General features: G+C 29.1%; 12 protein-coding genes. 3 read left to right on the top strand and 9 right to left on the bottom strand.

Features of this window, described 5'->3' with window-relative positions:
• Positions 1-120: 120 nt before the first annotated feature.
• Complete coding sequence (locus ACTNBA_RS04915; protein ID WP_150841638.1) at positions 121-948, bottom strand: YhjD/YihY/BrkB family envelope integrity protein; 828 nt, start codon at positions 946-948, stop codon at positions 121-123.
• Positions 949-983: 35 nt separating this feature from the next.
• Positions 984-1,133 (bottom strand): hypothetical protein, encoded by a 150-nt coding sequence (locus ACTNBA_RS04910; RefSeq protein ID WP_441072885.1) that lies wholly within the window; start codon positions 1,131-1,133, stop codon positions 984-986.
• Positions 1,134-1,235: 102 nt separating this feature from the next.
• On the opposite strand from ACTNBA_RS04910, the gene ACTNBA_RS04905 reads away from it, so the two are divergent.
• Positions 1,236-2,036: a nitrilase-related carbon-nitrogen hydrolase gene (locus ACTNBA_RS04905; RefSeq protein WP_441072884.1), complete on the top strand. Its 801-nt coding sequence runs from the start codon at positions 1,236-1,238 to the stop codon at positions 2,034-2,036.
• Between the two features lie 76 nt (positions 2,037-2,112).
• Positions 2,113-2,283: an HTH domain-containing protein gene (locus tag ACTNBA_RS04900; protein ID WP_084178217.1), complete on the top strand. Its 171-nt coding sequence runs from the start codon at positions 2,113-2,115 to the stop codon at positions 2,281-2,283.
• Positions 2,284-2,427: 144 nt separating this feature from the next.
• Here the strand turns inward: ACTNBA_RS04900 and ACTNBA_RS04895 are convergent, their stop codons facing one another.
• From ACTNBA_RS04895 to ACTNBA_RS04885, 3 genes are read right to left on the bottom strand one after another with little or no spacing between them, the layout of a single operon-like run.
• A complete protein-coding gene (locus ACTNBA_RS04895) occupies positions 2,428-3,420 on the bottom strand; it encodes a M42 family metallopeptidase (RefSeq protein ID WP_441072883.1) in 993 nt (330 codons plus the stop codon).
• An 18-nt stretch (positions 3,421-3,438) separates the two neighbouring features.
• Positions 3,439-4,467 carry a M42 family metallopeptidase gene (locus ACTNBA_RS04890; RefSeq protein ID WP_441072882.1) on the bottom strand — a complete coding sequence of 343 codons (1,029 nt, stop codon included), beginning with the start codon at positions 4,465-4,467 and terminating at the stop codon, positions 3,439-3,441.
• Entirely contained in the window at positions 4,458-5,498 is a 1,041-nt protein-coding gene (locus tag ACTNBA_RS04885) for a M20/M25/M40 family metallo-hydrolase (RefSeq protein WP_346876649.1), read from the bottom strand. Before ACTNBA_RS04885 ends, ACTNBA_RS04890 begins: the two co-directional genes overlap by 10 nt.
• A 199-nt stretch (positions 5,499-5,697) precedes the next feature.
• Here ACTNBA_RS04885 and ACTNBA_RS04880 point away from each other — a divergent pair, with 199 nt between their 5' ends.
• Entirely contained in the window at positions 5,698-6,312 is a 615-nt protein-coding gene (locus tag ACTNBA_RS04880) for a 4Fe-4S dicluster domain-containing protein (RefSeq protein ID WP_441072881.1), read from the top strand.
• Between the two features lie 49 nt (positions 6,313-6,361).
• Here the strand turns inward: ACTNBA_RS04880 and ACTNBA_RS04875 are convergent, their stop codons facing one another.
• From ACTNBA_RS04875 to ACTNBA_RS04860, 4 genes are all read right to left on the bottom strand, one after another.
• Positions 6,362-6,526 (bottom strand): hypothetical protein, encoded by a 165-nt coding sequence (locus ACTNBA_RS04875; protein WP_441072880.1) that lies wholly within the window; start codon positions 6,524-6,526, stop codon positions 6,362-6,364.
• A 148-nt stretch (positions 6,527-6,674) separates the two neighbouring features.
• A complete protein-coding gene (locus ACTNBA_RS04870) occupies positions 6,675-9,185 on the bottom strand; it encodes an ABC transporter permease (RefSeq protein WP_441072879.1) in 2,511 nt (836 codons plus the stop codon).
• Between the two features lie 138 nt (positions 9,186-9,323).
• Positions 9,324-11,783: an ABC transporter permease gene (locus ACTNBA_RS04865; protein ID WP_441072878.1), complete on the bottom strand. Its 2,460-nt coding sequence runs from the start codon at positions 11,781-11,783 to the stop codon at positions 9,324-9,326.
• Complete coding sequence (locus ACTNBA_RS04860; RefSeq protein ID WP_441072877.1) at positions 11,783-12,463, bottom strand: ABC transporter ATP-binding protein; 681 nt, start codon at positions 12,461-12,463, stop codon at positions 11,783-11,785. Before ACTNBA_RS04860 ends, ACTNBA_RS04865 begins: the two co-directional genes overlap by 1 nt.
• Positions 12,464-12,467: the final 4 nt, after the last annotated feature.

Below are 12,467 nucleotides of genomic sequence, written 5' to 3'. Positions count from 1 at the left end.
ATTACCATTGACCTTATACAATATTCTACATCATTGTCATTCTTCTTCATTATCTTAACACAATATTACAAATAATTAAACTAAACATTCTCATAAGTGTTAATATTAAACATGAGTTTCTTATATTTTGAAGTTATTTTCTTTATCATACATTAATAGTGCATTCAGTTCTCCCCCTAATAAAATTGTAGTAGATGTTATTTGTAACCAAACCATCAAAACAATAACCACTCCTATGCTTCCGTAAATATCAGTATATTTCCCATAGTTGTTTACATAAAATGCAAACCCCATTGATAAAATTATCCAAGCAATACTTGTGAATATAGCCCCTGGCAAGGCCTCTCTACATTTTATTCGTCTTGAAGGTATAAGCTTATATATGGCTGTAAATATAACTATCATACCTGCAAAACCAATTGGGTACCTTAAATATCGTATAAAATAAAATAACTTAATATCAAGGTCTAACCATTGAACTAATTCTAAACTTATCATCTCTCCAAAGACTAAAAAACCTAGTACAAATATTATCATAAAAGATATCACTATCATAAATAAAACGGAGAGTATTATTAACTTTATCTTATTTTTATCTTCCTCTTCATTATATGCTCTGTTTAACCCGTATCTTATGGCTCTAAAAGCTCTAGATGCTGTATAAAGGGAGAACATTAATGAAAAAGATAATAAATTTCCATTTCTGGTTTGTAACAATTGAAGGGCTAAAGTAGATACTAAATTATATAATTCCTCGGGCATTATATTTTGTAAACTTCCAATCACTTCTATGGGATCTACGTTTATAAATCCAACTAGAGTTAGTAATAAAATCAAAAATGGGAAAAATGAAAACAGCATATCAAAAGCTAACTGTGAAGCTAATGAAGATATATGATGGTTCTTATATCTCAATGCCATTTTCACTGTGTTTTCAGTTATTTTCATAGGCAATACCCCTACCTTTTACATTATTCTATTGTCTATATATTATAATATTGACCTCTTATCCAGGCAGTATATAGACAGTATGAAGAATTTATAAACTCAATTAAAAATTGACCTATTATTGGAGCTAAGTTTCCCTTAATTATACCACTTTCTTTAACATAATTAAACAAATCACCCTTCATATAAATTAGTATTAACTTTCTTATAAAATAATAAATTTCTTAGGATTATTATGAATAATAACTTTAAAATATATTATAATTAGTAATATAAGGGGTGATATTGTGAAAATTGGACTGGTACAGAATAATATTTTATGGGAAAATAAGCAATTTAACTTATCAGCAAGCAAAGAATTTTTTAAAAAAGCTAAAGAGCTAAAAATAGACTTACTTTTATTTCCTGAACTATCTTTTACTGGCTTTACAATGAACATAGAAAAATTAAAAGAATTTGATTTTTCTACGGTTTCCTACATTTCTAGTTTATGCAAAAGTTATTGCATTAATGCAGGAATTGGTTATATTCAGGGTATTACTAATGATATAAAAGGAAAAAATAATTATACAATAATATCTTCTAATGGAAACATTCTATGTAACTACTCTAAAATACATCCTTTCTCCTATGGTGAAGAAAGTAAATACTACATTGGTGGCGAGGAAATATGCTTTGCACAAATTGATGAAATAACCCTTTCACCTTTTATATGCTATGACTTAAGATTCCCTGAAATCTTTCAAATAGCTTCAAAAAAATGTGACTTAATTACTGTAGCTGCTAATTGGCCTGAAAGTAGAAAAGAACACTGGATAACCTTACTTAGAAGTAGAGCTATGGAAAATCAATGCTATATTGCCGGAGTTAATAGAATTGGTATTGGTAATAATATAAACTATAGTGGAAATTCTTTAATTATAGACCCTTTAGGTAAAATTATAGGTAGCACAGAGGAAGGTGTGGAGGATATTCTCATAGCAGACATAGATAGATCTTTAGTCAGCAGGGTTAGAAATTCCTTTAAAGTAAAAGATGATAGACGAGAATCCCTTTATCATAAATTACAAACAATAAATAAAATATAATATTGTTGATATATTTATTAAAATACTATATAATAAATATTATTAAATAACTATAATTATTAAAAGAGGTGTTAACATGGTAGATAAAGTTTTAGAAGTACTGAAAAATTCATCTGAGCCATTAAAAGCTGGAGAAATTGCTGAAAAGGCTGGTATTGACAAAAAAGAGGTAGATAAAGCTATAAAATCACTTAAAGCAGAGGATAAAATAGAATCTCCGAAAAGATGCTATTACGCTGCAAAATAGTTACTAACTTATAATTTAAAGCAAATTAATCCTAAACTAAATTGAGCCTTCACTCATATTCTTAAAGTGAAGGCTCTAATATTTATTATTTTTTTGTATATTCTCTAAAAGCTATGTCTATAGAACTATTTAAATAACCTTATATTATAATGTAATATAATTATAAATAACTTCTATTCCTTCTTCTATATCTTTATAATTAACCATTTCCATATTTGTATCCTTATATCTTACAGGATAAATCAAAGTTCCAGTCTTAACTCCTACTCCCTCTTTATGGATTGTTTTACCATCCCCTTGAGTTTCACCAAAGATATAATGTGGCTTTTTATCCATTTTCTCATAAACTTTTTCCAATTGTTCTTTCACTTCATGATGCATTAACAAAGTTCTATCCATGAACTTTATTCCTGTACCCTTTCCTAAAGAAAACTTTCCACTTCCCCCTAATGTATCTCCAGCATTTTCTCCATCTACAACTAAAGCATACATAGGATTTATTTCATAAGCAGCTGCTCTTGCTCCTCTTCCTCCTAAAGTGTTTTGAGTCGAAAATACAAAATATATTTCCTTATCTAACTTCTCTAATGATTCTTTATTCTCTATAAGTTTCTCTATAGATTTTAGTGACATATAACAGCCTACTCTATTATCTAAAGCTGGTGCAATTATATTCTTTTCTTCCTCTATAACATTAGATGTAATAATACATACATCTCCTTCTCTTACTAGTTCTAAAGCCTCTTCTCTACTTTCTACTCCTAAATCTATATACATGTCATCTATTTTAGGACTATCTTTAGTTCCGCAAATTCTTCCTGAATTTCCGTTTTCAAATTCTACCATATTATTCACAAAGGCAGCTTCATCAAATTCTCCTACTTTTCCAATTCTCAAGAAACCATTATCTTCAATATACATAACTATAAATCCCATGGTATCCATATGAGAAGAAATCATAATTCTCTTTTCTTCCTCTCCATTACTTCTACCTATTTTAGCTATAACATTTCCCATGTTATCTACCTTATTTTCAACTTCTAGTGAATTTAATTGCTCAACAATTACACTTCTAACTTCTTCCTCATGTCCACTAACTCCAAATGCTCCTACTAAATCTTCAAATAATTTATTCATCACAAATACCTCCAAAATCTATAGTGTTTTTAAGTATTCTACTAATAATTTAACTGTGTTCTTTATGTCTTCCTTTGATGCTACTGAAACTGAAGAATGGATATATCTACATGGAACTGAAATAGTAGCAATCTTTGCCCCAGATCCTGTGCCATGGAAAGTAGCTGCATCATTTCCTCCAGCTATAGCTTTTCTTCTTTGATATGGAATATTTAAATTATTCCCTACTTCCATAATGTCATCAGCCACATCAACATCGAATATACTAGTTAAATCCATTATTGATATAGCTGGTCCTCTTCCAACTTCAGTAGCTCTTAAGTGCTTAGGAACACTTGGCATATCTGCACATATTGTACCCTCTAAAGCAATTCCTAAATCTCCCTTTAAATTTAAAGACGAAATGAAAGCACCTCTTTCTCCAACTTCTTCTTGAACTGCAAACACTCCATATAGGTCTACATCATAATTTTCCTTTAATGCCTCCATAAGTACAAAGCATCCTACTCTATCATCAAAGGCCTTTCCCTTTACAAGCCCTTCTCCAAATTCATCATACTCTGTATCAAAAACTACATACTCCCCTAGATCTATAAGCTCCTCACTTTGTTTTCTAGACCTAGCTCCTATATCAATACAGCAATCACTATAATTTAGACCCTTTTCTCTCTCCTCTGCTCCTTGAAGGTGAATTGGTTTTGCTCCAATAACTCCTGGTATTTTATTAGGCCCTATAAGTACAGTCTTAGAAGGTATTATCTTAGCATTTATCCCTCCTAAAGCACTAAATCTTAAGCTTCCATCCTCATTGTAGCCAGTTATTATAAAACCTACCTCATCCATATGAGCATCAACTATTACTTTTTTTCCTTTACCCTTTTTATGAACAATAATATTTCCCATTCTATCTATAAAAATCTCATCTACATAAGGGGTAACCTGTTCTTTAATAAAGCCCCTTACTTCTCCCTCAAATCCTGAAGGACCACTTAAAGAAGTCAATTTATCTAAAATACCGTTCTTTTGAAGAATCTCATCTAAAAACATACTAATTCCTCCAATTCTTCACCCTTTATACTTTCTATTAGCTTTGCCATCATATATCCTGTGTTTTTTATATCATCCATATTTACAGTTTCCACTGAAGTATGCATGTATTTTATAGGAATTGATATAAGAAGTGTAGCAACCCCTTCACCAGCTACTTGAATATCCCAAGCATCTGTTCCTGTATTTCCGGCTTCCACTTCTAATTGAAATGGAATATTATATTCTTTACAAACCTTCATAAGATGCTTTCTAACCTTAGGATGAATATTAGGACCTATACAGATTACTCCACCCTTACCTAGTTCAGTATCACCATGTTCAAGACCATACATTCCACAATCGAAGGTAACATCTACAGCAATACCTATATCTGGATTAATTCTATTAGTAGCAGTTTTAGCACCTCTATGACCGACTTCCTCTTGAGCAGAGCATACAAAATAAACATCCATATCATGTTCTATATTTTTAAGTTCCTTAGCACATCTATATAAAGCTACAACTCCACCTCTATCGTCAACAGTTTTAACACTTACATTATTATTTAAAAGTTCTTTATAGTTTCCCTTAACAGTAACATAATCTCCTGGTTTAACTATGTTCTCTAAAGACTCCTTAGAATATCCTGTATCAATCAATAAAGAATCTATAGTTACTGCTTTTTTACGATCTTCATCCTTCATTAAGTGAGGTGGCTTAATTCCTATAATACCGTGAATAGCTTCTTTTCCATGGATTATAACCTCTTTAGAAACTAAAGTCTTAGGATCAATACCATTACCTTTAAATGCTAAAAATCCATTTTCTTTTACCTCTGTTATAATCATAAATACTTCATCCAGGTGAGCCATAAGCATGATTTTACCTTTGCCCTTACCCTTCTTATGAATAATTATATTATTTAAATTATCCCTAGTAACTTGTCCAAATTCTGAAAATACCTCTGTCACATAATCTCCAAGCCAGTGTTCTCTTCCACTAGGGCCATGAGACATACAAAGTGTTTTTAGTAACTCTTTATCCTCCATCATCATAAGACTCCCCTTCTAATCACAAAATACATTTAATGATAATAAAAGTATACCTTAGCTGTTAAGTATTTACAACAATACTACTCAACTTATATTTATAGTAAATCTTGAACCTAATAATATACTTTGCTATTCTATTATTAAATCATATTACAATTATTATAGGGATTATATTTTATAAAAGGAGAATATATTTATGACTAATTATACTAAAGATATTACTAAGGCCTTTGATGAAAAATTAGATGAAACTTCAATAGAATTAAGAAGAAAGGTTCAAGGCTTCTTATATGATAACTGTGAGTCTATTTTTAAGAGAAGCACACTACCTACACCGGCAGAAAATTATAATGAAAGTGATTTAACTAAACTAGTAGATATAGTAGACAAGTATAGTGAAATATATAAAGATTCAATAGGAATAATTAATGGTACAAAAGTAGATTTAAATCAACGTGAATGTATAGCATGTACAAGATGTACTAAATATTGTCCTAGTGGCGCCCTTGAAAAAATTAACAAAGAATTAGTACTACATGAGGACAAGTGTTTAAGATGTGGAAATTGTATTGGTAACTGTTCATTCTTAGCCCTATCTTCAGCAGGAACAGGATTAACTATTTATATTAATAGTACAGAATTAGCCTGTCCTCCACACATATTACCTAAATTTTATGGCATAGAGGAAATTCCTAAGGTAATGGATAAACTTTTATCCTTCTATAATGCTCATAAAATCCAAGGGGAGACCTTTGCAACTACTGTTTATAGAATAGGTTTTAATAACCTTTTAAATTATATTGAAGACTAAAAAGAAAGCCTAGAAAGGAACTACCCTTTCTAGGCTTTTTGTATTATTATCAAATAAGTAAGTAAATAAACCCTAAAATTACAGCAACAATAATTCCAGTAGCTATCATATTTGCTTTAAAAGAGTGATTATAATAATATTTTTCTGTATCAGCGCTTCTTCCCTTAAACTCTGAATCCTTAGCATTAGCTTTTTTAAACAAATCCACTGACATAATACCAACTCCATTCAATTTAAAATATTACTTATATTCTGTTAATTGTACCACTTGGTTCAATGAAAAAAACTGTTAGTACCTAAAAGTATATAAAGCAAACTTATAAGTTATATAATATTACATAATATATTATATAGTATTCTATTTATTCTACACTTCTAATGGAATCTACTATGCTTGATTTAAATAGTTGCCTACTAGAAATTACAGATGATAAGGTTGTAATGGTAATTGTTGCTACACAAATAACTATTATAGTTATAGCTGGAAATTTCCATACTACATTATTCACTACTTTATTATGAATAATGTAAGTTAATAAACTCCCTAAAGTAGACCCAACAACACTTGCTGTAATTCCATATAAAAACCCTTCAGTTCTTATCATACTTTTTACTTCATCTTCTCCAAGTCCTATAGCTCTCATCATTCCAATTTCTTTGTTCCTTGTAATTACATTCATCTTCATAATATTTATTAAATTAATTACACTAACTACTCCTACAATAAATACAAAATTATAAAGAATAAAAATTAACTGTATGTTATTTTTCTTTACCTCTTCTAGTTTTTCTTTAAATGATTCCATAGTTGCATCAGCTATACTATTTATTACACCCCTTAGCTGTGATTCACTTTTATCATAATTAGCATTTTTATCAAGCCCTACATCAATCTTTTGATATCCTTTCATGTGCAAATTCTCTACTGCTACATCATTACTAACTATAACAACATTTTTAGCCATACCATCCCCTATTGTTATTCCTTCTTCAGTAACAATGGCACCTACTTCAAACTCTTCACTTGAATAGCCTGAAGAATTGCCTTCTTGATCATATAAGGTAACTCCAATTTTTATTTTATCCCCTGATTTAATTTCAGTATAATTATAAGAACTTAAGTTTTGTATAAGAATTACAATAGGTCGTTTATTCATCTCCTTAATATCAATATCTCCATCTATTACCCACTTTTTTAATTCTTCCAAATTCTCATTACTATATCCGTAAACCTTGGGATTAAATCTATATACACCTTCTTGAATTTGTTTTGCTTTAAATTTATCCTTTTTGCTTTCCGATTTAAAGTAAGAATAACCTTCTGTTGTTAACATTTCTTTAGAAATATCCATATCCACATTTAACTCTTTGACCTTGGAAATAATATTTAATCCTTCTACATTAGAAATTTTCTCTAATTCTTTATCTGTTATTCCTGTATTGGAATAAGATGAAATTTTAAACTTTGAATCTCCATAACTATTCTTTAGTTTATTTACAGGATCTGATTCACCTATCAAATAAAATACTGACATAATCATTATAATAGTTATACTTAATGAAGTTACTGATGTTATAAACTTTTTCTTATTTCGCCTGATATTTGTTATTGCAATTTTAGTATGAAATTTTATTTCTTTACCACCAAAAAACATAGTTTGAAAACTCATTCTTTTCTTGGTAATATTTATTTCTTTATTCCCTTGTATTGCTTCCATAGGTGATACCTTTGATGCATTTCTAGCTGGTAAATATGAACCTAATATAATTGAAAACAATCCTACAATTACAGAAACTACAATACCACTTACTGGTATTGTAAATAAACTACTGATTCTCTCATATCCTAAAATAATCATTATTCCTTTTGTAATTGTATTTCCAATAATTAATCCTATAGGAATAAAAATAACTCCTAAAATTAATCCTTCTGCAAGAACCATTAATTTTATTCTCCCCGAGGATGCCCCAATAGCTCTTATCATCCCAAATTCTTTTTTCCTTTCAGCTACGGAAACCATAAATATATTATAGATATTTATACTAACTACAATCCCCACAATAATAAATAAAATATTGCATATTAAATTTATAATTTTTATTGCCTGTAGGAAAAATTCCTTACCAGAATTATCAACGAATAAAACATTATGATATTCATTAGAACTATCTAATAAAAGTTTTCCATCCGCAATATTATGTTTAGGATTTAAGTATATATAACCTTCATAAACAATCCCTTTTTCTTTAAGTTTATTTTCTTTAATTTTTTTATCTGCAAACTCTCTAGTTACCCAAGCCTTTCCTACTTCAGAATTTAATGCAGAAGTATATTTAAAAACTCCAACTAAAGTAAATTCATTACTTCCGTTTAAACTTTTAAAGCCATTACTAGTTTCATAGTTTAAATCATAATCTAATTTTATTTTATCTCCTACTTTATATTTTTTAGGAAGATAGTCTAAAATCCATTGTTCTAATGCTATTTCATTGTCTGAGCTTGGACTACGTCCTTCCACTATATCAATATTTATAAATTCAGCTATATTTTCTTCATATCCTCTAATATCAATAGAATACTTTGAATGCTCAATTTTAGATATTCCTAAAGGTGTAACTAGAGATACCTTGTCTACAATACTTTCTTTATTAAGATTATCTAAATTTCCATATCCTTTTCCTTGAATTCTAATATCATAGTTTCCTCCATTAATCTCTATGTCTTCTTTAATTTTATAATCTAAATATGACTCTTTCATTATTGACAAAGATGCAATCAGCATTACTGATAATACTATTCCTGTTGCCATAAAGAAAACTCTAGAGCCACTTTTTTTAATATATCTTGGTACTATTCCCCAAAAGCTCTTCATTAAGACACCTTCTTATCATCTACATTATAAACATTTTTGCAAAAATACCTCATAATTATTTTTTAAAATTATGAGGCTTATTTTTATTTTTCCTTATTTATTATGTAATTCACTTAAGTCTAAAATTAAATTTATTCTCTATTCTACACTTCTAATGGAATCTACTATGCTTGATTTAAATAGTTGCCTACTAGAAATTACAGATGATAGCGTTGTTACAGTTATTGTGGCTAAAGATATAATTAATATTACTGCAAATGGGAAATCCCAAGTTGTATTTCTACCTATCACGTGCATGAAATACGTAAATAACGTTCCTAATGTACATCCACATATACTTGATACAGCACCATATAGTACTCCTTCAACCATAATCATTTGCTTTACTTCATCAATCCCAAAGCCTATGGACCTCAGCATTCCAATTTCTTTGCTTCTCATTAACACATTCATCTTCATAATGTTTATTAAGTTAATCATACTTATAGTGGCAACTATAAGTATAAAACTATATAATACAAAACTTATTTGAACATTTTGCTTTTTTATTTCTTCGTACTTTTCCTTATAAGATTCTAGATTTACTTCTCTCATTTTCTTTACAGTACTTTCTAAGTTGATTTGAGCTTCTTCATATTTTATACCCTCATCAACTTCCATATCAATTATATTATATCCATTCATATCTAAGTATTTTGTTGCATCCCCATCACTAAGAATAGCTGCAACACTAATGCGCCCATCGGAAACTCTAAATTTTTCACTATCCACTATAGCACTAACCTTAAATATTTCAGTAGAAGCCCCTATTTTTTCACCTTTATCATTGAACTTCTCCAAAAGTAATTCTACTTCATCACCTACTTTGATGTTTGTGTAATTATATTCATTTAAATCTTGAACAATAATTACTATAGGTTCACTATTTGAATTATCTATGCTTCCTTCTATTATGTTGTCCTTAATACCTTCTAAATTCAAATCATCATATCCATAGACAATTGCAGGAAAATTATAATTGCTATTTTCTGTTTCATTACCTTTATTTCTTCTCTCTAAATAGCTTAATCCATCCTCTGTTATCATCTCTTTATCAATATATAATTGAGGATATCCAATTTTAATCTTTGAAAGAATGCTTACTCCATATATATTACTTATTTTATTTATAGAATCTTTATTTAACCCTGCATTATTGGTTGTAATTTTAAAATCTGCACCTCCATAACTATTCTTAAAACTTTCAATTGGATCTGCTTGCTTTATTAAATAATATGAAGATAATAGTAATACAATGGTCACACTTAAAGATATTATGGAAGTTATAAACTTTTTTTTATTCCTTTTAATATTCATAATTGCCATGGTACTTGAAAATCTAACTTCTTTACCATGAAATTTAATATTATCAACTGAAAGTGAATTCTTTTTAAAATTAATACTTTCACTTTCACTTATAGCTTCCATTGGAGATATCTTCGATGCTTTCTTTGATGGGAAATAGGTACCTATAATAAGAGAAATTAACCCAATAACAACGGAAGATACCACTCCTATTTTAGGCATTACTAATAAACTAAAAAGCTCTTCATATTCTAAAGATATCATCAATAATTTTGTAATGGTGTTTCCAATAATTATTCCTATAGGTATGGAAATTATACCTATAACTACTCCCTCTATTATTACTAAAGCTTTTATTCTATTTTGTGATAACCCCATAGCTCTTAAAATTCCAAATTGCTTTTTCCTCTCCATTACAGATACTGCAAATATATTATAAATAATTATGCTTACTACTATTCCAAAAATAACAAATAAAATATAACTCATAGTATGTAAAATTTTTATTTGTCTTAATAAGTTTATCTTTTCGTAATTAGCTTGGAAATGTATATTGGAATACTCGCCTTGGTTACTTAGTTCAATATTTCCTTTATTTATAGAATACTCCGGATTTAAATTTATAAATCCGTTATATTGTATTTTTTCATTTTCTAGTTGTTTATCAGCAAAATTTCTAGTTACCCATCCAATAGCCTCTGAACTATTGTCTGTCATACTACATTTATAATCAAATATACCTACTAATGTAAATTCACTTTCTATTTCTTCATTGGAACCATAACCCAATTCATATTTTAACTTGATTTTATCTCCTATCTTGTACTCTTTAGGAAAATAATCCAGTATCCATTGTTCTAAAGCAATTTCATTGTCATAATTTGGTTTATGACCTTCTATAAATTTTATATTCATAAAACTATCAATATTTTCATCATATCCACTAATGGCAATAGAATATTTTGTGTTTTCTACTTTTAAACTTCCAAGTGGAAGAATAACTGCTAAATCATTTACTACGTCATCTACCTTTAGTTTATCCAATGTCTTACCATCTGACGTACCTATATTTATATCGTAATATGCGCCAAGCCAGTCCTTTTGTGCCTGAATCAACGCTTTAGTCCACGCTTCTTGAATTATAGATAATGACATAATTAAGGTAATGCCAAGAACTATCCCTACAGCTATAGATGATACCCTTTTTTTATTTTTTATAATATATCTTGGTACTATTCCCCAAAAGCTCTTCATTAAGACACCTTCTTATCATCTATTATCATTCCATCAGAAATTGTTATGATTCTATCTGCCATTTTAGCAATATCACTGTCATGAGTTATCATTACTAGGGTTTGGTTATACTTTTTTATAGTTCCCTTTAAAAGTTCTAATACTTCCTTACTGTTTTTACTATCTAGATTACCAGTAGGCTCGTCTGCAAGTATTATTGATGGTTTATTAGCTAGTGCTCTAGCTATAGATACTCTTTGCTGCTGACCTCCTGATAATTCTCCTGGTAAATGATTCTTTCTCTCTTTAATATCAAGGATTTCCATAAGTTCACTAATATAGGCTTCATCTACTTTTTTATTATCCATAAGTACAGGTAACTTTATATTTTCTTCTGCTGAAAGAATTGGAATAAGGTTAAAAGCTTGAAAGATAAAACCTATATTTCTCCTTCTATACCTAGAAATCTCTTTCTCACTCATGGAATAAATATCTTTATCATTTATAAACACTTGTCCAGCTGATGGTTTATCAAGGCCAGCTAAAAGATGAAGCAAAGTACTTTTCCCTGAACCACTTGGTCCTACAATGACAACAAATTCTCCCTTTTCCACTTCAATACTGGTAGGCTTTAATGCTCTAACCAAAGTTTCTTTTATCCCATAATTCTTTGTTAGATTATTAGTTTTTAATAAAGACATATCA

Source organism: Clostridium sulfidigenes, from assembly GCF_052067195.1.
Lineage (GTDB): Bacteria > Bacillota > Clostridia > Clostridiales > Clostridiaceae > Clostridium_J > Clostridium_J sulfidigenes.
The sequence above is the reverse complement of the archived record's forward strand: the minus strand, read 5'-3'. Positions and strand labels throughout refer to the sequence as shown.

Bases quoted from the DNA above. Each gene is read 5' to 3' on its own strand.
- ACTNBA_RS04915 (WP_150841638.1), bottom strand. From the start codon at position 948: ATGAAAATAACTGAAAACACAGTGAAAATGGCATTGAGATATAAGAAC.
- ACTNBA_RS04910 (WP_441072885.1), bottom strand. From the start codon at position 1,133: ATGAAGGGTGATTTGTTTAATTATGTTAAAGAAAGTGGTATAATTAAG.
- ACTNBA_RS04900 (WP_084178217.1), top strand. From the start codon at position 2,113: ATGGTAGATAAAGTTTTAGAAGTACTGAAAAATTCATCTGAGCCATTA.
- ACTNBA_RS04895 (WP_441072883.1), bottom strand. From the start codon at position 3,420: ATGAATAAATTATTTGAAGATTTAGTAGGAGCATTTGGAGTTAGTGGA.
- ACTNBA_RS04890 (WP_441072882.1), bottom strand. From the start codon at position 4,467: ATGTTTTTAGATGAGATTCTTCAAAAGAACGGTATTTTAGATAAATTG.
- ACTNBA_RS04885 (WP_346876649.1), bottom strand. From the start codon at position 5,498: ATGGAGGATAAAGAGTTACTAAAAACACTTTGTATGTCTCATGGCCCT.
- ACTNBA_RS04880 (WP_441072881.1), top strand. From the start codon at position 5,698: ATGACTAATTATACTAAAGATATTACTAAGGCCTTTGATGAAAAATTA.
- ACTNBA_RS04875 (WP_441072880.1), bottom strand. From the start codon at position 6,526: ATGTCAGTGGATTTGTTTAAAAAAGCTAATGCTAAGGATTCAGAGTTT.
- ACTNBA_RS04870 (WP_441072879.1), bottom strand. From the start codon at position 9,185: ATGAAGAGCTTTTGGGGAATAGTACCAAGATATATTAAAAAAAGTGGC.
- ACTNBA_RS04865 (WP_441072878.1), bottom strand. From the start codon at position 11,783: ATGAAGAGCTTTTGGGGAATAGTACCAAGATATATTATAAAAAATAAA.
- ACTNBA_RS04860 (WP_441072877.1), bottom strand. From the start codon at position 12,463: ATGTCTTTATTAAAAACTAATAATCTAACAAAGAATTATGGGATAAAA.